General features: G+C 72.2%; 19 protein-coding genes. 2 read left to right on the top strand and 17 right to left on the bottom strand.

From position 1 onward, the window contains the following. A complete protein-coding gene (locus tag MCBMB27_RS04565) occupies window positions 1–2,256 on the bottom strand; it encodes an SLC26A/SulP transporter family protein (RefSeq protein WP_075381873.1) in 2,256 nt (751 codons plus the stop codon). A gap of 295 nt (window positions 2,257–2,551) precedes the next feature. Here MCBMB27_RS04565 and MCBMB27_RS29055 point away from each other — a divergent pair, with 295 nt between their 5' ends. Further along, window positions 2,552–3,979, top strand: a complete 1,428-nt coding sequence (locus tag MCBMB27_RS29055) for a hypothetical protein (RefSeq protein ID WP_075379949.1) — start codon at window positions 2,552–2,554, stop codon at window positions 3,977–3,979. Window positions 3,980–3,983: 4 nt separating this feature from the next. On the opposite strand, the gene MCBMB27_RS04555 is transcribed toward MCBMB27_RS29055, so the two are convergent. The 14 genes from MCBMB27_RS04555 to MCBMB27_RS04490 form a co-directional block, all read right to left on the bottom strand. Next, complete coding sequence (locus MCBMB27_RS04555) at window positions 3,984–4,253, bottom strand: hypothetical protein (RefSeq protein ID WP_043357569.1); 270 nt, start codon at window positions 4,251–4,253, stop codon at window positions 3,984–3,986. Between the two features lie 149 nt (window positions 4,254–4,402). Then, entirely contained in the window at window positions 4,403–5,578 is a 1,176-nt protein-coding gene (gene ssuD / locus MCBMB27_RS04550) for an FMNH2-dependent alkanesulfonate monooxygenase (RefSeq protein ID WP_043382379.1), read from the bottom strand. A 19-nt stretch (window positions 5,579–5,597) separates the two neighbouring features. Further along, window positions 5,598–6,449 carry an ABC transporter ATP-binding protein gene (locus tag MCBMB27_RS04545; protein WP_043382382.1) on the bottom strand — a complete coding sequence of 284 codons (852 nt, stop codon included), beginning with the start codon at window positions 6,447–6,449 and terminating at the stop codon, window positions 5,598–5,600. Next, entirely contained in the window at window positions 6,449–7,231 is a 783-nt protein-coding gene (gene ssuC, locus MCBMB27_RS04540) for an aliphatic sulfonate ABC transporter permease SsuC (RefSeq protein ID WP_043357563.1), read from the bottom strand. The genes MCBMB27_RS04545 and ssuC overlap by 1 nt, the downstream gene beginning before the upstream one ends. Continuing rightward, entirely contained in the window at window positions 7,231–8,253 is a 1,023-nt protein-coding gene (locus MCBMB27_RS04535) for a sulfonate ABC transporter substrate-binding protein (protein ID WP_075379948.1), read from the bottom strand. The genes ssuC and MCBMB27_RS04535 overlap by 1 nt, the downstream gene beginning before the upstream one ends. Before the next feature lie 18 nt (window positions 8,254–8,271). Continuing rightward, entirely contained in the window at window positions 8,272–9,231 is a 960-nt protein-coding gene (locus MCBMB27_RS04530; RefSeq protein WP_053610129.1) for an aliphatic sulfonate ABC transporter substrate-binding protein, read from the bottom strand. A gap of 8 nt (window positions 9,232–9,239) precedes the next feature. Then, entirely contained in the window at window positions 9,240–9,815 is a 576-nt protein-coding gene (msuE, locus tag MCBMB27_RS04525) for an FMN reductase (RefSeq protein ID WP_043355222.1), read from the bottom strand. Window positions 9,816–10,261: 446 nt separating this feature from the next. Continuing rightward, window positions 10,262–10,624 carry a hypothetical protein gene (locus tag MCBMB27_RS04520; protein WP_043382391.1) on the bottom strand — a complete coding sequence of 121 codons (363 nt, stop codon included), beginning with the start codon at window positions 10,622–10,624 and terminating at the stop codon, window positions 10,262–10,264. Between the two features lie 145 nt (window positions 10,625–10,769). Further along, window positions 10,770–11,810 (bottom strand): sensor histidine kinase, encoded by a 1,041-nt coding sequence (locus MCBMB27_RS04515; RefSeq protein WP_075379947.1) that lies wholly within the window; start codon window positions 11,808–11,810, stop codon window positions 10,770–10,772. Next, window positions 11,797–13,305: an ATPase domain-containing protein gene (locus MCBMB27_RS04510; RefSeq protein WP_075379946.1), complete on the bottom strand. Its 1,509-nt coding sequence runs from the start codon at window positions 13,303–13,305 to the stop codon at window positions 11,797–11,799. Before MCBMB27_RS04510 ends, MCBMB27_RS04515 begins: the two co-directional genes overlap by 14 nt. Before the next feature lie 260 nt (window positions 13,306–13,565). Then, the gene (locus MCBMB27_RS04505; protein ID WP_083683388.1) at window positions 13,566–15,095 is read right to left on the bottom strand and encodes a carbohydrate porin; all 1,530 of its coding nucleotides are present in this window, start codon (window positions 15,093–15,095) and stop codon (window positions 13,566–13,568) included. 99 nt (window positions 15,096–15,194) lie between these two features. Further along, on the bottom strand, window positions 15,195–16,121 hold the full coding sequence (locus MCBMB27_RS04500) for a Gfo/Idh/MocA family protein (RefSeq protein ID WP_075379945.1): 927 nt from the start codon (window positions 16,119–16,121) through the stop codon (window positions 15,195–15,197). Window position 16,122: 1 nt separating this feature from the next. After that, the gene (gene araD1, locus MCBMB27_RS04495) at window positions 16,123–17,103 is read right to left on the bottom strand and encodes an AraD1 family protein (protein WP_075379944.1); all 981 of its coding nucleotides are present in this window, start codon (window positions 17,101–17,103) and stop codon (window positions 16,123–16,125) included. Window positions 17,104–17,175: 72 nt separating this feature from the next. Further along, window positions 17,176–18,783, bottom strand: coding sequence for an aldehyde dehydrogenase (NADP(+)) (locus MCBMB27_RS04490; RefSeq protein WP_075379943.1), 1,608 nt, complete (start codon window positions 18,781–18,783; stop codon window positions 17,176–17,178). Window positions 18,784–18,933: 150 nt separating this feature from the next. Here MCBMB27_RS04490 and MCBMB27_RS04485 point away from each other — a divergent pair, with 150 nt between their 5' ends. Then, window positions 18,934–19,674: a FadR/GntR family transcriptional regulator gene (locus MCBMB27_RS04485; RefSeq protein WP_051976059.1), complete on the top strand. Its 741-nt coding sequence runs from the start codon at window positions 18,934–18,936 to the stop codon at window positions 19,672–19,674. Between the two features lie 40 nt (window positions 19,675–19,714). Here MCBMB27_RS04485 and MCBMB27_RS04480 read toward each other — a convergent pair whose 3' ends face one another. After that, window positions 19,715–21,514, bottom strand: coding sequence for an IlvD/Edd family dehydratase (locus tag MCBMB27_RS04480; protein WP_053610133.1), 1,800 nt, complete (start codon window positions 21,512–21,514; stop codon window positions 19,715–19,717). Continuing rightward, entirely contained in the window at window positions 21,511–22,674 is a 1,164-nt protein-coding gene (locus MCBMB27_RS04475; RefSeq protein WP_075379942.1) for an aldose epimerase family protein, read from the bottom strand. Before MCBMB27_RS04475 ends, MCBMB27_RS04480 begins: the two co-directional genes overlap by 4 nt. Window positions 22,675–22,716: the final 42 nt, after the last annotated feature.

The raw sequence follows: 22,716 nt of genomic DNA, 5'->3' as shown, positions 1-22,716 counted from the left end.
TCACAGCATCTCCGCCTCGAGCAGCCGGTTCGTGTCGGAAACCTTGCCGGCGAGTTCCAGCATCAGGAAGCGCTGGAAGGTGAGCGCCAGATCGGGGCGCTCCCGCTCCATGCGGGCGAGTCCGGCGCGGTCGATGCCGACCACCCGGCAGGGGCTCTCGGCGATGGCGGTGGCGGTGCGCCGGCCGCCCTGGACCAGCGCGATCTCGCCGATCACCGTGCCCGCGGTGGTGGTGCGCAGGCGCAGGTTTCCGCGGCCGGGAACCTCCATCTCGATGGAGACGACGCCCTGCTCCAGGAAGTAGAGGGCGTCGGCCGCCTCCCCCTGGCGCATCAGCGTCGCGCCGGCCGTCAGGTCGCGGACCGTCAGATACGGTGCGAAGTCGTCCGGCCCGAACGTGCTGCCCAGCCGATCGGCCATGTGCCGGGCGAAGACGGCGACCTCCCCCGGGCCGGCTCCCCCGGCCTCCGCCAGGAGGGTGGCCTCGGCTTCGCGCAGGGCCTCGTCCAGGGTGTCGCGGATCCGGATATGCGGGTCCGCGGTGAGGCCGTTGCGGGCGATCTGCAGGCGTGCGGCCGGATCGAGATGGACCAGCAGCAGGTCGAAGCCCCGCTGCTCGGCGAGCTGGCCGACCTTGCGGAACGCGATGAGCGCCGAGCTGTCGAGCCCGACCGTCTCGCGGAAATCCAGGATCAGGACGCGCAGATCCCCGGCCTCCGCGCCGGCGCGCCGGTAGATCGCCTGGGCGTTGAGAAAGAACAGGTAGCCCTGCAGGGTGTAGATCCGGGTGCGGCCGCCGGCTTCCTGCAGACGCGCCGCGGCGTCGGGACCGCGGATGACGCTGCTGCGCCGCTCCGCCCCGGAGAGCGACCGGCGGATCGCGCCGATCTGCCCGTACTGGACCCCGAAGATCAGGATCGCCAGCAGGACGCCGACCAGGAAGCCCGTGGTGGCTCCGAAGAACGCCGTGGCGGCGCACACGACCAGCGCGATGGCGATCTCCCAGCCCGGAAGGGTCCGGCAGGCGATGTTCAGGTTGAACAGCAGCCCGATGCCGATGGCGATCAGGGCGCCGCCGGCCAGCGGGCGGGGCAGAAGCGCCAGGGGGCTCGCCCCGACGATGAGCAGCGCCGCCATGACGGCCAGCGTCAGCCACCAGCCGAGCCAGTGGCCGCCGCCGATGTTGTGCAGCAGGAGCGTCGAGGTCCGGCCGAAGCCCATCGCGGAGCTGCCGAACAGGCTTCCGACCATGTTGGTGGCGCCGGAGGCCACGAACATCCGGTCGATGTCGAGGTCGCGCCGGATCTCCAGCTCGACGCTCACCACGTAGAGGATCTGGATGATCACCGCCACGACGACCAGGGTGGCGATCTTGGGCCAGATCGGCAGGAGCAGGTGCGGGTCGAAGGCCATGAGGCTGCCGATGGCGGGCGGCCGCAGCAGCGACCCCGCCGGCAGCGGCTCGATCAGCCATCCCGCGGCCTGCCCGGCGGCGACGCTGGTGCCGGTCCAGGCCAGTCCGAGATGGACCACGGCGAGACTCGACAGGATGACCGTGGGATAGGTCCCCCAGTGCCGGACGATCCGGGGCAGGTAGAAGGCGCAGAAGCCGATGCCGAGGGTCAGGGCGATGCGCGCCAGCGCTCCGGCATCGATCCGGCCCGGATCGAGGGCCGCCGGGTCGACGGTGCGGAGCAGGGCCGCCAGCGGATCGTCGACATGGCCGCCGATCTGCACGCCGCTGCGCAGGAACAGCAGCCCGACGCCGCCGAGGAAGCCGGCGAGCACCGGATAGGGCAGGAGCTGCACCAGCAGGGAGGCCCGCAGGGTGCCGAGCAGCGCGAAGACCAATCCGGTGGCGAAGGTCGAGACGCCGCAGGCGACGAGGACGAGCTGGCCCACCGTCTCCGGATCGGTCACGCCCGCCGCTTCCAGCTGCCCGGCGACGCCCGCGGCGATCGCCGCCTGCACGATCGCGGCCGCGCCGATGAAGGAGAGCGAGATCCGCGCGGTCCGGCGGAGCGCGATGAAGACGAGGCTGCCCAGCACGTAGGCCGCGAGCAGGCCCGACAGGCCGGCGGCGCGGCTCTCCGCCAGCGGCCCCGCGAAGATGAGCTGGGAGTAGCTGATGAGATCGAGCAGCAGCACCATCACGGTCACCGCCGCGGCGGCGCCGATGCGTGCACCGCGCAGCAGCCCCTCGCGGCCGCCGGCCCGGGAAGCGGTTCCGGCGGACGTCAGGTCGGGTGTCGTCATCGGCACGGCCTCCACATCGTGCAGTCTCCGGGACTGCCGAGACAGGTTCCCGATAGTCGCGCGGGCCGATCATCACAGAGCCGCAGGACTCGGAGTTCGGCCGCGCGTGTCCTAACCTGATGGCGGCCACGGGCTTAAATTATCGTGCAGGCGTGAGGCTGCCCGAAGGCAGCATCGGCGCGGGCGGCGGACCGCAAAGCCCGGTTGCGGCGCGCGGGTCCCGGTCGGGTATCCGGGATGCGATTCTGGACGGCGCGCCCGCACCTGCTAAGCCGACGGCGCCCAGGAGTCGCCGATGACCGCACCGATCCGACCCACCCGTCCCGCCTGCGCGGCGCTGCTGCTCGCCGGCTTCGCCGGGTCCGCCCGCGCCGCGGATGCGCCGTCGATCGCATGGCCCGAGCCTGGCGGCCGGGCGACGATCAGCCGGCCGTTCAAGGGATCGCCCCTCGCCGTCGGCGTCTCGTCCCGGACCGCGGGCGCCATCGACAGCCTGACCTGGGGCGGTACGCAATTCATCAACGCCCGCGACCACGGCCGGGAGCTGCAATCGGCCGCCGCCTTCGACGGCTACGGGGAGTGCCTGAACCCCACGGAGGCCGGCAGCGATGCCGACGGCACCGGCCCGCGCAGCACGAGCCTGCTCACGGCCCTGCAGGTCGGCGCCGACACGCTCGAGACCCGGTCCCAGATGGCCTACTGGATCGGGCCCGGTGCGACGACCGGCAATTGCCCGAAGGGCCCCGGCCCCCATGCCGGGCCGCGCTCCAACGACGTCCTGGCCAAGCGCGTCACCCTCGGCGCCGAGGGCGTGGCCAACGCCATCGCGTACCGCGCCACCTACGTCACCGCCGAGCCGCATGCCTCCGCGACCTTCGAGGCGGCCACCGCCTACATGCCCCCCGACTTCGCGCAGTTCTGGAGCTACGATCCGGCGACGGGCCGCTCCGCGCCGCTCTCCGCGGGGCCGGCCGAGCAGGGCGTGCCGGTGATCCTGGCCAATGCCGACGGATCCCGGGCCATGGGCGTGTACAGCCCCGCCCTCCCCCAGCCGAGCGTGCCGAACGCGGGCTACGGCCGGTTCAACTTCGCGACCCTGCCGGGCCCCGGCAACGCGACGGTGAAGTGGAACTGCGTCTTCCGCGAGAACAACGTCCCGGCCGGGGCGCACAGCTACACCTGCTACGTGGTGGTCGGCACGCTGGAGGACGTCAAGGCGGGGATCGCGGCCCTGCGGACGGCGCTCGGCGGCGGGCCGGCCGCTCAAGCGCCGCAGGCTGCCCAAGCGCCGCGGGCCGCCCAAGCGCCGCGGGCTGCTATCGCGCCGCAGGCGGCCGTCGCGCCGCCCCCGGCCCCCCGGGCGCCCGGTACGGCGCTCTATGTCGGCACGCAGGGCGGCTGCAACGCCGGCGAGGTGACGATCGACCCGGGGTACAAGGGCTGCGCCACGGCACCGATCGGCGCCACGCTGGCGCAACCGGGTAACCCCGGCGACCCGCCCGTCTATGTCGGCACGGCGGCCGGGCTCGATGCAGGCCTCGTCACCAGCAATCCCCGCCATCTCGACGCCGGCACGCGGCCGATCGGCTACCTCGCGCGGCCCGGATCCGGGGGGACGCCCCTCTATGTCGGGACGCAGGCGGGGTGCAATGCCGGGGTGGTCTCGACCAACCCGGCGCATCTCGACTGCAGCGGCGCGCCTCTGGGCGTCGCCGTGCGGTGACGGTTCAGCGCGCCTCGCTGAAGCGCTTGGTCGCCCGCTGCTCCTTCTTGTAGGCGGTGATCGCCGCCGAGCAGTTGGGCGAGAGCTTCTTGAGATTGGCCTTGAAGCAGGCTTCGACTTCCGGGCCGCCCGGCGCGTAGGCGCTGCAGAAATCCATGTAGTCGCCGGTGCAGTACTGCTTGAGCGCTTCCCGGGCCGGGGATTGCTCCGCGAAGGCCGCGGCGGGGCCGAGGCAGAGACCGATGGCCAGCAGGGCCGTCTTGGTCGAAGTCATGGACATCCTTCACTCGTCCCGGCCGCGCGCGTACGGCGCGCGGCGATGGGCGGGGCGGATGGACGCCAAGGATGGCGTCACCATGACACCCGGGCAGCGCGAATGCAGATCAGCCATGCCCGGTCCCGGAGGGCGGCCCGATCCTCCGGTCAGTGCGCGCCGACGCGGCGGCTGGGCACGATGTCGTTGGCGACGATCTCCCCGAACGGGCCGTCGTTGCGGGCATTGGTGGCCGGGCGACCCGTGGTGGCGCGCAGCGGCAGCTTCGGGAAGACCAGCTCGGCGAAGCGGTAGGCCTCCTCCAGGTGCGGGTAGCCCGAGAGGATGAAGCGGTCGATCCCGAGATCGATGTACTCCTTCATCCGGTCGGCGACCTGATCGGCCGAGCCGACCAAAGCCGTCCCGGCACCGCCGCGCACGAGGCCGACGCCGGCCCAGAGGTTGGGCGACACCACCAGCTTGTCGCGCTTGCCGCCGTGGAGGGCCATCATTCGGCTCTGGCCGACGGAATCCTGCCGCTTCAGGGTCTCCTGCGCCTTCGCGATGGTGGCGTCGTCGAGCTTCGAGATCAGTTGCTCGGCCGCGTCCCAGGCCTCGCCCTCCGTCTCCCGGGCGATGACGTGCAGGCGGATGCCGTACGAGAAGGTCTTGCCCTTCGCCTCGGCGGCCTGCCGGGCGGCGGCGATCTTCTCCGCGACCTGCGCCGGCGGCTCGCCCCAGGTGAGGTAGACGTCGCAATGCTCGGCCGCCACCGCCATCCCGGCGGGCGAGGAGCCGCCGAAATAGAGCGGCGGATAGGGCTTCTGCACCGGCGGGTAGATCAGCCGGCCGTTCTCGGCGCGCAGATGCGCCCCCTGGAAGGTCACGGTCTCCCCCGCCAGCAGGCCGCGCCAGATCGTCAGGAACTCGTCGGTGACGGCGTAGCGTTCGTCGTGGGACAGGAACACGCCGTCGCCGGCGAGCTCCACCGGGTCGCCGCCGGTGACGACGTTGATCAGCAGGCGCCCGCCGGAGATCCGGTCGAGGGTCGCGGTCATGCGGGCGGCGGCCGAGGGCTCCATCAGGCCCGGCCGCACCGCCACGAGGAAGCGCAGCTGCCGGGTCAGGGGCGCCAGGGCCGAGGCGACGATCCAGGAATCCTCGCAGGAGCGCCCGGTGGGCAGCAGCACGCCGTAATAGCCGAGGGCGTCGGCGCCCTGCGCGATCTGCTGGAGGTAGCCGAGCGACACGTCCCGGGCGCCCTCCTGGGCACCGAGATAGCGCCCGTCGCCGTGGGTCGGCAGGAACCAGAGGACGTCGGCGCGCCCGTCGTGCGATGCGGTCATCGGGAAGCTCCGTTGCGGGTCAGGCGGCCTGCGGCGCGCCCAGAAGATGATCGAGAATACGGCCTTCGAGGCGTGCGAGATCCGGATCCCCGCGTCGGCGCGGGCGCGGCACGTCGACCCGCAGGTCGAGGGCGATCCGCCCGGCTTCCACCACGAGGATGCGGTCGGCCAGCGCCACCGCCTCGGCGACGTCGTGGGTCACGAGCAGCGCCGTGAAGCCCTGCGCCTGCCAGATCCGCTCGATCAGGTCCTGCATGCCGATGCGGGTCAGGGCGTCGAGGGCGCCAAGGGGTTCGTCGAGGGCGAGCAGGCCCGGCCGGCTCACCAGCGCCCGGGCCAGCGCCACCCGCTGCCGCTGGCCCCCCGACAGGGTCGCGGGCCATTGTCCCGCCTTGTCGCCGAGCCCGACCTCGGCGAGCGCCGCGAGCGCCCGCTCCCGGCGCTCGGCCCGGGAGCCGAGGCCCGACAGGCCGACCGCGACGTTGTCGACGACCCGCGCCCAGGGCAGGAGGCGCGGCTCCTGGAACATGATCCGCTTCGGCGGCTCCGACCGGCGGGGCGACGTCGCCGGCCCTTCCAGATCGATCCGGCCGCCAGTGGGCGTCTCCAGCCCGAGGATCAGGCGCAGCAGGGTGCTCTTGCCGCAGCCGGAGCGGCCCACCACCGCGGTGAACCCGCCGGCCGGCAGGAACAGGTTCAGGCCCTCGATGACGGCGGTGCCGTCGAAGCTCTTGTGCAGGTCGCGGACGGTGACGGCGATGCCGCGGCCCGCGGGCTCCGCGGGCGGGCGTGACGATGCGGATCCCCCGGCCTGACGGGGTGCCGATCCGGCGTCGGGAAGCGCCTCGCGGCGGACGGCGTCGAGCAGCATCAGGCGCTCCTGTAGGCGGGATTCCAGGCGAGGCAGGTGCGCTCGAGCTGGCGGGTCAGGGCGTCGGCGAGCTTGCCGAGGGCCGCGTAGATCAGGATCGCCAGCACCACGACGTCGACCAGCATGAACTCGCGCGCCTGCATGGCCATGTAGCCGAGCCCCGACGAGGCCGAGATCGTCTCGGCGACGATCAGCGTCAGCCACATGATGCCCAGGCCGTAACGCAGGCCGACGAAGATCGACGGCAGGGCGCCGGGCAGCACCACCCGGGCGAACAGCTCGCTGCGGGACATGCCGTAGACCCGGCCCATCTCCACGAGGCCCGGATCCACCGAGCGGATGCCGTGCAGGGTGTTGGCGTAGATCGGGAAGAACACGCCGAGCGCCACGAGGAACAGCTTGGCCTCCTCGCCGATGCCGAACCACAGGATCACCAGCGGGATCAGCGACAGGTGGGGCACGTTGCGCACCATCTGCACCGAGGTGTCGGTGAGCCGCTCCGACAGGCGCGACAGGCCGTTGGCGAGGCCGAGCGCGAAGCCGATGCCGCCGCCGATCACGAAGCCCGCGAGCGCTCGCAGGGTGCTGACGCCGAGATTGGTCCAGAGCTCCCCGGTCCGCCCGGCCTCCCAGCCGGCCCGGACCACGTCGAGGGGCGCCGGCATGAAGCGGTTGGAGACGAGGCCCGCCGAGACCGCGGCCTGCCAGCCGAGAAGGAGCGCCGCCGGCAGGAGCCAAGGCAGGGCCGTGTCGCCGAGGCGATCGAGCTTGGCGTTGCGCATCAGCGAGTCTCCGCCCGATTCTCGGCCCGGCGCTCGGGCTGCGTCCAGACCGCGTCGGCGACCCGGATCGGTCGCGGCAGGAGGCCCAGCCCGTGGAACGCGTCGGCGACCCTCTGCTGGTCGGCGACCGCCGCGGCGTCGAGGGGCGCGACGCCGTAGGACAGCCGTCCCAGGGCGACGCCGAGAACCGGCGCGGGGATGCCCACCGCGGGGGCGAGTTCCGCCGCCACGGCGTCCGCGTGGCCCTCCGCCCAGGCATCGACCTCACCGATCGCCTTGAGCACGGCCGACACGATCTCCGGGCTGGAATCGGTGAAGCCCCGCCGGGACAGGTAGAACTGGCGGTTGGGGGCGAGCCCCTGCCCGTCGGCCAGGACCCGGGCGCCCGTGGCGCGCTCGGCGGCGGCGAGATACGGATCCCAGATCGCCCAGGCGTCGACGGAGCCGCGCACGAAGGCGGCGTTGGCGTCCGCCGGCGCCAGGAAGGCGAGCTTCACCCCGTCATAGGGCACGCCCGCCTGCGCCAGGGCGCGCACCAGCAGGAAGTGGACGTTCGAGCCCTTGTTGAGGGCGATGGTCTTCCCGCGCAGGTCGGCGACGCTGCGCACCGGGCTGTCCTTGGGCACGAGGATCGCCTCCCCCCGCGGCGCCGGCGGCTCGGTGGCGACGTAGCGCAGCTCCGGGCTCGCGGCCTGGGCAAAGATCGGCGGGGCCTCCCCGGCGGAGCCGAAATCGATCGCCCCGGCATTCAGCGCCTCCAGGAGCGGCGGCCCGGACGGGAACTCCGACCACGCCACCGTGACGCCCAGCGGCTGGAGCGCCGTTTCCAGGCTGCCACGGCCCTTCAGCAGCACCAGGGAGCCGTATTTCTGGTAGCCGATCCGGATACTGCCCGCGGCCCGGGCGGGGCGCAGCATCGCGGCCGCCGCGAGGCCGAGCCCGGCGGACAGGAGCAGGCGGCGGTTCGGCGCCGGGCCGTCGGACGGCGGCAGGGCCAGGGCGCTGGGCGTGCGGTCGGTCATGGCTCTCGGCAGTCGGTGTCAGCCGTTGCGGGCGGGGGCGGTCCAGACCGCGTCGGCGATCCGGATCGGCTTGGGGATCAACTTCAGGGCGTGGAAGCGGTCGGCGATCCGCTGCTGCTCGGCGGCGACCCGGTCGTTCATCGGGCCGATCACGTAGTCGGTCCGGTCCACCGCCCGGCGCGTGGCGGCGAGGGGCACGCCGGTGCCCTGCGACAGGAGGTCGGCGACGGCGCCGCGGTTCTGCGTGCACCAAGCCGCCACGTCCCCGAGCGCGTCGATCACCGCCTGGAGCACCGGGGCGCGGGTCTCCGCGAAGGGGCGACTCGCCAGGAAGTAGTTGTTCTGCGGGGTGATGTCGCTGGCGCGGGCCAGCACCCGCACCCCCTCCCCCTGCTCGGCGATGGCGAAATACGGGTCCCAGATCGTCCAGGCGTCGATGCTGCCCCGGGCGAAGGCCGCCGCGGCGTCCGCGGGCGCCAGGGTCACCGGCGTGATGTCGGCGTAGCTGAGGCCGGCCTTCTCCAGGGCCGCGATGGTCAGGTTGTGGGCGCTCGACGCCTTGGCGAAGGCGACCCGCTTGCCCTTGAGCTCGGCGAGGCTCTGGATCGCCGAAGCCTTCGGGAGCAGGATCCCCGCCCCCGACCCGCCGGCCTCCTGGGCGGCCGCGTAGACGAGGTTGGCGCGCGCGGCCTGCGCGAAGATCGGCGGCGCGTCGCCGGTCTGTCCGAAGTCGATCCCGTCGAGCGACAGGGCCTCCAGCAGCGGCGGCCCGAAGGAGAACTCGACCCAGCGCACGCTCTGGCCGAGGGGCTCCAGGCGCTTCTCGATGATTCCCTGCTGCTTGGCGACGACCAGGATGCCGTTCTTCTGGTAGCCGATCCGCACCACGCCGGGCTCGGCCGCGCGGGCGCCCCGGACCAGGGCCGGCGCGAGGGGCAGGGCCGCCAGGGCGGCCAGCAGGCTGCGGCGGTCGAGCATCGCCCGGCTCACTCGGCGGCGGCCAGGGCGAGGGGCGCGGCGGAGGCCGACCGGTGGACCAGCAGGGCCGCGAGCTGCCCGCCGGCCTCGGCGGCGCGGGCGCGCACGCCGGCCTCGGTGAGCACGCCGTCGCTGAAATCGGGATCGGAGGCGTAGACGGCCGTCGGGATCTGGAGGGCGCCGAAGAAGCCGAAGAGCGGCCGGAAGGCGTGCTCGACCACGAGCGCGTGGCGCGCGCCGCCGCCGGTGGCCACGATCGCCACGGGCTTGCCGGCCAGCGCCCCCGGATCGACGAGGTCGAACAGGTGCTTGAACAGGCCGGTATAGGCGCCCTTGTAGACCGGCGAGCCGACCACGAGACCGTCCGCCTCCTCGATCGCCGCGAGCACGCTGCGCGAAGACGCCGGGAGCTGGTCGCGGGTCCAGGCGGCGCCGAGGCCGGTTCCGGCATCGACGAAGTCGAGGAGGCGCACATCGAGGGGCGCCCGGGCGCCGGCCTCGCGCAGCACCGCATCCACCAGCGTCCGGGTCTTGGAGGGCCGCTGCACGTTCGCGCTCAGGCCGACGAGTCTCGGTCGTGTCATTCCGGGTGCCTTGCTGCGGGACAGGATGGCGAGCCGCCGCGATCTCGAAGAGCGAGGATGGTGCGGCCGGACATCCGAATAGGTCGATAGAATTGATCGCCCCACGTTCCGCCGTCAATGAAACGCGGTTCCCAATTGTCTCGCGAACGCAAAACGTTCTGCTCGAAACATCTCGCCTCGGATGAGATTTTATCTCAGGATGCCGGGCGGACTCGCGCCGAAATCTTGTGCCGCGGCGGCGTGGTCGCGCGGGAAACGAAGCTTTCGTCTCCCAGAGGGCCCAGGCGGGAGAAGGGCGCTCTCGCATTCCGCGGGGCTTTGGAAGGGCCTCGTCGGCCGGGAGCCCGGCGGGCCGGCAACCGGCAGACGCTCACCCGTTGGCCGCGAACCCTGGCGGCCCGCCGGGCGGCGGGCCGGTTCCAGCACGCGCCCGGCCGGCGGTTCATCTATTTGCGGGCGAGGAGATGCAGCACGGTACCGTCGTCGCCGTACTTGTCCCACATCTGCGCGCAGGCCTGCTCCGGACGCTCCCGGAACTGCGTCGCCTCCGCGTCGAGGTCCTGCTGCAGAGCGACCGAGCGCTTCTTCGTGAAGAAATCGGCGTGGTTGAGGTGGTTCTCTCGCGAGAACTGGCGGAAGCGCTCCGTGTCGATGCGGACATTCGGGCAGTTCCGGGCGGCCAGATCGGCTTCGATGCCCGGACGCAGGGCCGGAATATCCTTCTGGAGCGCGGATCGCCGAGCTTCGGCCCAGGTGCCGAAGGCGGCCCAGGCGAGGATGGCGGCGACGAGAGGGGCAAACTTGGTCATCGAGAAACGTGTCGCTGTGCTGCGACATCCCAAATCTCGCACCTGCGATCGGTTCGACCTGAGCCGGAGGATGCACCACACTTCTGTGTGAAAGCGCACATCCCACGGTCGGATCCGGGCCGCCGGGTTTCGAGAACCGGTGCGCTCAGTAGGTCGGGACGACGCGCGTCTCGGGCAGCGGCGCACGCATGGTGAAATGCAGGCCGGCCGGCTGGAAATCGAAGGCGATCTCCGCCTGGCACTGGAGCTTCAGGACGCGTTGCAGCAACGTCGAGCCGAAGCCCTTCCGCGTCGGTGTCTCCGTGAACGGGCCGCCCCGTTCGGTCCAGTCGAGATGGAGCATGCGTGCCGCCGGCGTCTGCTCGACACCCCAGCGGATCCGGATGCAGCCCTCCGGAACCGACAAGGCGCCGTGCTTGGCCGCGTTGGTCGTCAGCTCGTGGATGGCCATGCCGGTCGGGACCGCGAGGTCGCCCATCAGGTCGATCGGCGGCCCGTCCAGCTGGATGCGGGAGCCCTCGACGTCGTTGTAGGGCCCCAGCTCGTTCATCAGCATCTCGCGCAGGGGGGCCTGCTGCCAGTAATCCTCGGTCAGGAGATTGTGGGTCTTGGCCAGCGAGATCACCCGCGCCGAGAACGCCTCGTAGAACGCGTCCACGGTGGTGGCGGACCGGGCCGAAGCCCCGAGCAGCGCCTGCACCGTCGCCAGCGTGTTCTTCACCCGGTGATGCAGCTCGCGGATCAGGAGCGCCTGCCGCTCCGTCGTCCGCTCGCGCTCCTCGAGATGGGCCCGCGCCTCGAGCTGCCGGCGCTTGGCGCGATGGGCGGCCCGGGCCGCCATGATCAGGGTCGCCGGATGGAACGGGCGCTCCAGCACGCTCACGTTGCCCAAGAGGTCGGTCAACTGCGTGTTGGGCTCGGCGCCGCGCAGTCGCAGGAGGATGAACGGGAAGTCGGACCAGGGCGGCTGGGCGGCGATCCAATCCGCCAGCGCCTGCCGGTTCGAGGAGAGCAGCGCCTCCTCGGTCAGGACTGCGCAGGCGGCCGTGTGGAGCCGGGCAACCACCTCCGCGAGGCTGCCGCAGATCTGCGACGTGATCTGTCCCTCGCCGAGGATGGTCGCGGCGACGACGGCGTCGCGGCCCCCCGGCGTGAAGAGGAGAACCGGCGGTTCAGCGTCGGTCATCAGCCCTGTGGGTGGGCAAGAGGGACGACCGTTCACCTTCGAATGTCGGAACGCCGGTCATGATACCCCTGAACGCGCTGAGTGGTTCGCCAACGCGGATCCCGTCGGAGTCGATCCGCAACTCGCGGATCGCGTTCTCATGGCTGCCGGTCCGCTTCTTCACCACCGAGATCGCGCGCCGCAGCCGGCCATCGGCCTCGAAGGTGCGGAACAGCAGGATCGTGTCGCTGAGATAGGTCAGGTCGACATTGGCGCCCATCGCCCCGATCATGCCGTGCTGGGCCAGGACCAGGAGCGTGACGACGCCCTGCTGGTTCAGGTAGGTCAGCAACTCGTGCATCTGCAGGAGCAGGTAGTTCTCCTCCGGCATGGCGTTGTGATAGCCGGTCAGGGAATCGATCACGACCGTCGTCACGCCCTGGTGCTCGACCGCCTCCTGCACGATGTCGGCGAGTTCGCCGGGCGAGACCTCCGCCGGATCGATCTGTTCGACCCGGAGATCGCCGGAGGCGATCACGGCGTCGATCGGCATGCCGAGGCCGCGGGCCCGGCGGCGCAGCACGTTCGTGGTCTCGTCGAAGCTGAGGATCAGCACCTTCTCGCCGCGGGCGATCGCCGCGGTGACGCAGGTGAGCGCCATCGTCGACTTGCCGACGCCGGACGGGCCGATCAGCATCGTGCTGGTCCCGCGATCGATGCCGCCGCCGAGCAGCAGGTCGAGCTCGGGGCTGCCCGTGCCGCACTGGTCGTCGGCGAAGGTGCCGAGATGCTCGGCCGCGACGAGCCGCGGGAACACCGTGAGACCGCCGCGCCGGATGACGTAGTCGTGGAACCCGCCCCGGAACGGCGTGCCGCGCATCTTGATCACGCGCAGGCGCCGCCGCTCCCCGCCGTAGAGCGGCGCGAGCTGTTCCAGCCGGATCACGGCATGGCTGAGACTGTGCAGATTCAGGTCGTCCGCCTCGGCGGTCAGATCGTCGAGGAGCAGCGCCGTGGTGTTCTGGATGAGCAGGAAGCTGCGCAGGGCGTGGACCTGCCTGCGGTAGCGCAGCGAACCCTGCGAGAGCAGCCGGATCTCGGACAGGCTGTCGAACACGACGCGCTGCGGCTTGGTCCGCTCGATCTCGGCGATCGCCATGCGGATGGTCTCGCCGAGTTCGAGATCGGACGAATGGACGAGGCTCTGCTGCTGGTTCGGGTCGAGGCTGAGTTCCGGCGCGATGAGTTCGAAGATCTCGATGCCGTCGAGGGACCAGCCGTGGCGCCCGGCGACGTTCAGAAGCTCGCGCCGGCTCTCGGACAGCGTGATGTACAGGCAGCGCTCGCCCCGCCGCACGCCGTCGAGCAGGAACTGCATCGCCAGCGTCGTCTTGCCGGATCCGGGCCGGCCCTCGATGAGGTGCGAGCGCCGGGACGCGTAGCCGCCGTCCAGGATGTGGTCGAGGCCGGCCACTCCGGTACAGACCGGCGCCGCGTCTTGATCGGTCACTGCCATGTCCAGGTCTCTGCCGTCGCCCGACGGGCGGGCAGCCCACCGACCGCGTGACGGAACGCGGAGCCCGGTCTCGTACACGAAGGAGCGCGCAGGGCGAAACCCCGTCCGCCGCGCTCCTGCGCCGGCCGAGACCGTCTGCGCGACCGTCGGCGCGACCGGGACATCGGTCCTGCCGGACGGCCGCGCCGTGCGGCAGCCGGGATTGGCGCCGCGATGGAGGACCGGCGCCCGCATCCTGCGGGCGCCGGGGGGGCGCGCGCTCACTGGCTGCCCGGACCCTTCGCCAGGCCGGCCAGGGTGAACAGGTCCACCGACAGCTTCGCGCCGATCACGAAGGCATCCGGGATCGGCTTCGGACGGAACGGGAAGCGGGTCTGGTCCGGGTCGATCACGTATTGCAGGTTCGGCATCAGCCGCACCGCCGGGGTGAGCTGGATGCCGTAGCTCAGCTCCAGGATGGTCTGCAGGGATTCGACGTTCCGGGTGCCGAGCCCGAGCGCCGTGCGCGCCGCCCGGATGTTGGCCGTGCCCAGCGGCGAGAGCTTCTCCATGGCGAAGACGAAGCCGAGGGTGTCGTAGGGCCGGCCGGGGAAGGTGCCGGTCAGCACGGCGCCGCCCTCCAGGAAGTAATCCTGGGTCTGCCGGCCGCCGGTCCCGCCGAGCGCGACGCCGAAGACCGACAGGCCCTGGATGCCGCTCGGGTCCGGCCGCCAGACCATCTGGTCGAAGCGGGCGTAGACCGCCGAGCGACCGAACCGGGTCAGCGGATCGAGGCCGCTGAAGACCCGGGCGCCGCCCCGCTGGTCGAGCACGGGATCCTTGTGGTCCGACCGGTCGAAGACGACGCCGACGCTGTAGTTGCGCGGCAGCGGGTCATTGCCGAAATTGGTCGAGTAGCCGACTTCCACCGGCACCAGGACACCGGTGGCGCCGTTGGTCGACCAGTCGATCCCGTTCTGCGTCGGCAACTGGTCGCGCGGGTTCACCTCGTAGATGCCGGCGTGCAGGAATACCTTGTCGTTGACCCAGGCCTTGGCATGGCCGCCCCAGGTGGCGATCGGCCAGTAGGTGAAGTTCGTCAGCTTGAAGATGGACTTCGGCGCGCCGCAGGTCGCGTTGTTCTGGAAGTTGCAGTAGAGCGGCGAGGCCAGGAAGTTCGGGTTGGCCAGCAGGCGGCCGACCTCGAGGTCGAGGCGGTTGTCGAACAGCTTCTGCTCATAGGACAGCAGGGTTAGATGGGCGGTCTGGCCGCCGCCGTAGATCTCCTGCACGCTGCCGTCGAAGCCGATGGAATCCTGCGCCAGGCTCCGTCCGTGGCGCTGGGTGACGACGGTGTGGACCGAGCCGCCGTCGATCCCCGCGAGATCGGCGTCGAGGCCGAAGGCGATCTGGCCGGCATAGGCCGATCCCTGGCGGATGCCGCCGGACGGGTTGGCGGCGAACTCGCCGGTGTAGTTCAGGATCATGCTGATCCCGTTGCCCAGATCGAGGGTGCCCGGCGGCAGGCTGGGCGGCGTCGCGCTGCTGCCCTGCACGTCGAGGCTGGCCGCGGCGCTGCTGGCGCCCGAGAAGCTTCGCGCCTCCCGGATGACCCGCCGCCGGGCGCGGTTCGCCCGGTACCGGGCCTTCTGCGCCGGACTCGCCTTCGGCCCCGGATTCACCAGCGACGGTCCCCCGTCCGGAGCCGTGGCTTCAACCTGTGCGCCCGCCGGACACGCGCCCGCCGTGACCGTCGCGGCGCAGAATGCGAGCGCGGCCCATCGCCTATGCTTTCTCCATTGCTTACCCATGTGACTCCCCCTTAACCGCGCGGCCTTGCCTGGCTCTGTCGCGTTCGTGTCCCGCAGGGGGCCTCCCGGTCAGTCCGTGTCCGGTCAGTCCGTGTCCGGTCAGTCCGTGAAGGCCTCCACCGTGCGGCGCTCGCCGCGCATGAAGGCGTCGGCGGCGTGGATCAGCGGATTCAGGTCGACGTCGCTGGCGCCGGAGCGGACCAGGGCGGCGAAACGGTCGTAGAGGCCGCGGTACTCCGCCTCGGGCGGGAGCGGCTGGTCGCGGCCGTCGATCGTCAGGACGGCCCCGCCCTGCGAAAGCACCAGGGTACCGTCGTCGGTCTCGACCCGGATGTCCCAGGTCTGCGGCCCGGTCTGGCGCCAGTCGAACCGGGCCCGGATCGGGGTGCCGGCGGCATCGGCGAAATGCAGGTCGGCGGCGATCGGCGCCTGCCGGTTCTCCGGCACCGACAGGGTCGCGCCGGTCAGGTGGAACGGCGGCAGGATATGCGTGGCGATGGACAGGGCGTTGATCCCCGGATCGAACACGCCCATCCCGCCCGCGTCCCAGATCCAGTCCTGGCCCGGGTGCCAGTGCCGGACATCCTCCAGCCAGGCGATCTCCACCGACCGGATCCGGCGGCCCGACAGCCAGCGGCGCGCGGGCTCCACCCCCGGCGCGAAGCGCGAGTGCCAGCTCGCGAACAGGCTCACGCCCCGGGTCCGGGCGGCCTCGACCAGGAGCCCGACCTCGGCCAGCGTCGCCCCCGGGGGCTTCTCGAGGAAGACGTGGCGGCCCGCCGCGATCCCCGCCAGGGCCGCCGCGAACCGCGCCTGCGGCGGCTGGCACAGGGCGACGGCGTCGAGGTCGCCGTGCGCCGCCAGCATCGCCTCCAGGCTGCCGTAGCTCGGCACGCCGTCGAGCCCGCCATGCCGGCTCGCCACCGCCACGAGGCTGTAATCCGGGGAGGCGGCGATGACCGGCAGATGCTGGTCGCGGGCGATCTTGCCCACACCCACCAGACCGATGCGGATCGGGCTCGCCATCTCAGAGCACCCGCACAGTCGGATCGGTGGGCGGGGCGGCCGCCAGGGGGTTGCGCAGGGGCAGCGCGAACGGCGCGGCCTCGATCTCGAACACGTCGCCGGGCCGGGTCGCGACGCCGTCGCTGAACGACAGGGTGGCGGTCCCGAAGAAGTGGACATGCACGTCGCCGGGGCGCCGGAAGGGTGCGTATTTGAAGTGGTGCCGCTCCAGGTTGGCGATGCTGTGGGACATGTTCGCCTCCCCGGAGAGGAACGGCTTCTCCCAGAGCACGGCGCCGTCGCGCAGGATGCGGCTGGTCCCGCGCACGTCCGGCGGAAGCGCCCCGAGCCACAGCTCCGGGCCGAGGGCGGCCGGGCGCAGCTTGGAATGGGCGAGCCACAGGTAGTTGCCGCGCTCGGTCACGTGGTCGGAGAACTCGTTCGCCAGGGCGAAGCCGAGGCGCACCGGGGTGCCGTCGGCGTCGACCAGGTAGATCCCGGCGATCTCCGGCTCCTCGCCGCCGTCGCGGGCGAAGGCCGGCGAGACCAGCGGCTCGCCGGAGGCGACCAGGCCGGAGCCGTCGCCCTTGTAGAACCATTCCGGCTGCACGCCGGCCTCGCCCGGCGCCGGCTTGCCGCCCTCGACGCCCATCCGGAACATGCGCATCGAGTCGGTCGGCGCCGGGTCGGCCGCGGCCGCGCGGTGCATCGCGTCGCGGCCCTCCGCGGAGCCGAGATGCGTCAGGCCGGTGCCGCTCAGCATCAGGTGGGCGGGATCGGCGTGGTCGATGGGCGGCAGGAGCCGGACCGTGTCGAGATCGACGGGCGCGCCGAGTCCCGCCCGCTCCGCCGTCGCGGCCAGATCGTCCCCCGCCTCGAGAGCCCTGCGCGCCAGGGCGCGCACGCTGTCGACGCCGAGCACCCGCCGCGCCCGACCGTCGGCGAGCAGCGCGACGCCCCGCTGCCCGTCGGCGGCGCGAAATTGTAGGAGTGATCGTCCCATCTGTGTCCTCCCGGGGACGACCGCTTCGGGGCGTCCTGAACGCGCGGCCGTCGAGGGTCGCGCGGCGGCCTGTCAGCGGCCGGGTTGCGGGTCGAGAACGCCGTCGATCCGGCGCGCGAGATGCCAGGGATTGTCCGGGCGCAGGGGCGGCGGCAGGAGCGCGTCGGGCAGGTCCTGGTAGCAGACCGGGCGCAGGAACCGTTCGATCGCCAGCGTGCCCACCGAGCTGCTCCGGCCGTCCGAGGTCGCCGGGAACGGCCCGCCATGCACCATCGCGGGGGCGACCTCGACGCCGGTGGGCCAGCCGTTCGCCAGGATCCGTCCGGCCTTGCGGGCCAGCAGCGGCACGAGCCCGGCGGCGAGATGCTCGTCCGCGCGGTCGAGGTGCAACGTCGCGGTGAGCTGCCCGCCGAGGGACTCGAGGAGCCGGGTGACCTCCGCCATGTCGGCGGCGGCGACCAGCAGCGCGGCCGGACCGAACATCTCGTCGGCGAGGGCCGGATCCGCGAGGACGTGGCGCGCCTCCGTGCGCAGCAGGCAGGCGGGGGAGCCCCCCGGCCCGGCGGCCGCCCCGCGCGCCGCGACCGTCACTCCCGGTCGGGCCGCCAGCGCGGCGACGGCGTGCGCGAACCGGTCGCGGATGTCCGGGGTGAGCATGGTGTGCGGCACACTCTCCCGGATCGCCGCGGCGGCGGCCTCCGCGAAGGCGTCGAGGTCGGAGCCGGCGATCCCGATCAGCAGACCGGGATTGGTGCAGAACTGCCCCGCCCCCAGCGTCAGCGACTGGACGAAGCCCGCCGCCAGGGACGCGCTCCGGGCCCGCAGGGCGCCGGGCAGGAGCACGACCGGGTTGACCGCGCTCATCTCGGCATAGACCGGGATCGGCTCGGGCCGGCCGGCGGCCACCCGCATCAGGGCGAGCCCGCCCGCACGCGACCCGGTGAAGCCGACGCCCTTGATCCGCGGGTCGGCGACCAGGGCGCTTCCGAGGTCCGTGGACGGTCCCGGCAGGTAGGAGAACGTGCCCTCGGGCAGGCCGCCGGTGGCCACCGCCGCACGCACCGCCCGCGCGACCAGCTCCCCGGTCCCGGGATGGGCCGGATGGCCCTTCACCACCACCGGGCAGCCCGCCGCCAGGGCGGCGGCGGTGTCGCCCCCCGCCACCGAGAAGGCCAGCGGGAAGTTCGAGGCGCCGAACACCGCCACCGGGCCGATCGCGACGTGACGCCGGCGCAGGTCCGGCCGGGGCAGCGGCTGCCGCTTGTGCTGCGCCGGATCGATCGTCGCCCGGATCCACGCGCCGGAGCGGACGAGATCCGCGAACAGCCGCAGCTGCCCGACCGTGCGGGCGCGCTCGCCCTCCAGCCGCGCCCGCGGCAGGCCGGTCTCGGCCATCGCCCGCTCGACGAGCGGCGCGCCGAGATCGGCGATGCCATCGGCCACAGCTTCGAGACAGCGAGCGCGTGTTTCTGGTGTCGTCTCCGCGAAATGCGGGAACGCCGCCTCCGCCAGCGCGCAGGCGGCCTCCACCTCCCGAGGGCCTGCGGCCGAGAAGGCCGGCTCAAGGGGCGCTCCGGTGGCGGGATCCACGGCCCGGAAGAGCGCGGCTGTGGTCACGTCGGCGGCGCCGATCAGGACACTGCCGCGGATCGTCACGGATCCTGGTGATTCACTACTCATACAATTAGGCTAGGGCAGTTCGCCTCCCGCCGCAAGCGCGGCCGCGATTCCGGTGCAGGGGGTGTTCCTCTTTGCGCTCCTACAACTTCAGGATAGAATCGCGCCGATCCCGCCCCGACCGACCCGGTGGCCCGGACTGGAGGTGGACGAGTGAGGCAGGATCGCGGTCCGGAGAACGTCACGCTGCCCCTCGCCTCGGGCTCGCGCCGCATCCACGGCTCGGTCGCCCGCGATCTGGGGGTGGCGATCCTCGGCGGCCGCTACGCCCCCGGGGACGTGCTGCCCGGGGAGATCGAATTCTCTGAGAAATTGAACGTCTCGCGCACCGCCTATCGCGAGGCGATCCGCATCCTGAGCGCGAAGGGGCTCGTCGAGAGCCGCCCGCGCACCGGCACCCGCGTGAGCCAGCGCAGCCGCTGGAACCTGCTCGACCCCGACATCCTGGCCTGGGCCTTCGAGTCGGAGCCGAGCGAGTCCTTCATCCGCGACCTGTTCGAGCTGCGGATGATCGTCGAGCCGGCGGCGGCGGCGCTCGCGGCGGAGCGGCGCTCGGGCCTCGACATCGCCCGGATGGGCCATGCCCTGGAGGAGATGGGCCGCCACGGCCTCGCCACCGAGGCCGGACGGGCCGCCGACCAGGCCTTCCACAACACGATCCTGGAATCGGCCCGCAACGGGGCGCTGATGGCCCTGTCGAGTTCCATCGCCGCCGCGGTCACGTGGACGACGATCTTCAAGCATCGCCGGCAGGGCCTGCCCCGGGATCCGATGCCCGACCACCGCGCCCTCTACGACGCGATCGTGGCGGGTGACCCGGCCGCCGCCCGGGAGACCATGACCGAGCTGGTCCGCCTCGCCCTCGCCGACACCGAGCTGGCGATGCGCCCCTGACGGCGCCGGCGGCGTCCGCGCCGCCGGCCCGGCCCTCGTCTCAGTGGTTGTCGCGCGGCACGCCCCGGGTCTGGGCGATGCGCTGGAACGCCTCGGCGCCCTCCAGGATGGCCCCGGTGTGCATCTGCCCCACGGCGGCGCGCTGCATCGCCTGCCACGGCGTCTGCGAGGCCGGATAGGCGTAGCCGCCCGCCGCCTCCAGGGCGCTGCGGCGGCGGGCGATCTCGTCCGCGTCGACCAGCATGTCGGCGGTGCCGCGGCGCAGGTCGATCCGCACCCGGTCGCCGGTGCGCAGGAGCGCGAGGCCGCCGCCGGCCGCCGCCTCGGGCGAGGCGTTGAGGATCGACGGCGAGCCCGAGGTGCCGGACTGGCGCCCGTCGCCCAGGCAGGGCAGCGCGTGCACGCCGGCCCGGATCAGCTGCGCGGGCGGGCGCATGTTCACCACCTCGGCGGCTCCGGGATAGCCGATCGGCCCGGCCCCGCGCATGATCAGGATGGTCTCCGCGGTGATGCCGAGGCTCGGGTCGTCGATCCGGGCGTGGTAATCCTCCGGTCCGTCGAAGACCACGACGGGACCCTCGAAGGCGTCCGGATCCTCCGGGTTCGACAGGTAGCGGGCGCGGAACTCGTCGCCGATGACGCTGGTCTTCATGACCGCGGCGTCGAACAGGTTGCCGCGCAGGACCAGGAAGCCCGCCGCCTCCTTGAGGGGCCGGTCGATCGGCCGGATCACGTCCTCGTCCTCGATCACGGCGCCGCGGCAATTGTCGCCGAGGGTGCGCCCGTTGACCGTCAGCGCGCCCTCCCGGATCAGGTCGCGGCGCATGAGCTGCGCCACCACCGCGGGCAAGCTGCCGGCGCGGTAGTAATCCTCGCCGAGATAGGTGCCCGCCGGCTGCAGGTTGACCAGCAGAGGCACGTCGAGCCCGTGGGTCTGCCAGTCCGTGATGTCGAGGTCGACCCCCATGTGGCGGGCGATCGCCGCGAGGTGGATCGGCGCGTTGGTCGAGCCGCCGATCGCCGAATTGACCGCGATGGCGTTGAGGAAGGCGTCGCGGGTCAGGATGTCGGAGGGCTTCAGGTCCTCGGCCACCATGGCGACGATGCGCTTGCCGGTCTGGTAGGCGGCCTCCTGCCGGTCGCGGTAGGGCGCCGGGATCGCGGCCGAGCCGGGCAGCATCATGCCCAGGGCCTCGGCGAGCGTGTTCATCGTGGTGGCGGTGCCCATCGTGTTGCAGAAGCCGGTCGAGGGCGCCGACGAGGTGACGAGCTTGATGAAGCCGTCATGGTCGATCTCGCCGGCCGCCAGCATCGCGCGGGCCTTCCAGACGATCGTGCCGGAGCCCGTGCGCTGGCCCTTGAACCAGCCGTTGAGCATCGGCCCCACCGACAGGGCGATGGCCGGGATGTTCACGGTGGCGGCGGCCATCAGGCAGGCCGGGGTGGTCTTGTCGCAGCCCGTGGTCAGCACGACCCCGTCCAGCGGGTAGCCGTAGAGCAGCTCCACGAGGCCCAGATAGGCGAGGTTGCGGTCGAGGCCCGCGGTCGGCCGCTTGCCGGTCTCCTGGATCGGGTGGACCGGGAATTCCAGGACGATCCCGCCCGCCTCGCGGATGCCCTCGCGGATCCGCTCCGCGAGGACGAGATGGTGGCGATTGCACGGGGACAGGTCCGAGCCGGTCTGGGCGATGCCGATGATCGGCCTGCCCGAGCGCAGCTCCTCCAGGCTGAGGCCGAAGTTCAGGTAGCGCTCCAGGTAGAGCGCCGTCATGTCGATATTGTCGGGGTTGTCGAACCAGGCGCGGGAGCGCAGGGGCCGTGCAATCGGTCGGTCGGTCATTTCTGGGTCCGGTGAGCGGGGCTGGTCGAGAACCGGTAGGCGATCACGTTCCGGTAGGTCTTGCCGGGGTCGAGCCGGGCGGAGCCGAAGGCCGGCTGGTTCGGCGTGTCGGGGAAGAGTTCCGGCTCCAGCGCCAGGGCGTCCGACTGCCGGTAGGCGAGGCCGGATTTACCCACCACCGTCGCGTTGAGGAAGTTGCCGGCATAGAACTGCACCCCCGGCTGGTTGCTCGCCACCTCGAGGATCCGGCCCGATTCCGGATCCTCGACCCGCGCCACGAGGTGCGGCTCGGCCGTGGGCGCGTCGGTGACGACCCAGTTGTGGTCGTAGCCGCGCGCCCGCACGATCTGCTCGTCCCGCCCGTCGCGGATCCGCGCGCCGATCACCGTGGGCTTGCGGAAGTCGAAGGGCGTGCCGGCCACCGGCAGGTGCGCGCCGGTGGGGATCAGGGTGGCGTCGACCGGCGTGAAGCGCTCCGCCGGGATGGTCAGGCTCTGATCGAGGATCGAGCGGCCCGAGCCCTCACCCGCGAGGTTGAAGAAGCTGTGGTTGGTTAGGTTGACGATCGTCGGCTTGTCGGTCGTGGCCTCGTAGGTGACCGTCAGCGTGTCGGTCGCGTCGAGCGTGTAGGTGGCGGTGGCCGTGAGCGTTCCGGGATAGCCCTCCTCCCCGTCCGGGCTGACGTAGCGCAGGGTGACCGACGGGGCCGCGCCGCCCTTGACCGCGGTGATCGTCCAGAGCCGCTTGTCGAAGCCGGCCGCGCCGCCGTGCAGGGCGTTCGGGCCGTCGTTGGTGGCCAGCGTGTAGGTCTGGCCGTCGAGGGTGAAGCGCCCGGCGCGGATGCGGTTGGCGTAGCGCCCGACGCTCACGCCGAAATAACTGCCCTTGGTCAGGTAGGAGGCGAGGTCGGTGTAGCCGAGCACCACATCCGCGGCCTTGCCGGACCGGTCCGGGACGTCGAGGCTCCGCAGGAGCGCGCCCCACGACAGGATCCGGGCCGTGATCCCCTTGCCGTTCGTCAGCGTCACCTCCTCCACCGACCGGCCGTCCGGCAGGGTGCCGAACACCGTCCGGACCGGTTCGGCCGCCCGGACCGGAGCCGGGATCAGGCCCGGGATCGCCGCGCAGGCGCACAGCGCCAGGGGTCCCACTCCACGCATCGCATCCTCCCCTCGATGAAGCCGCCCGTCCCGCCGATCCTG

It is taken from the genome of Methylobacterium phyllosphaerae (assembly GCF_001936175.1).
In the GTDB taxonomy this organism is placed as follows: domain Bacteria; phylum Pseudomonadota; class Alphaproteobacteria; order Rhizobiales; family Beijerinckiaceae; genus Methylobacterium; species Methylobacterium fujisawaense.
The sequence above is the reverse complement of the archived record's forward strand: the minus strand, read 5'-3'. Positions and strand labels throughout refer to the sequence as shown.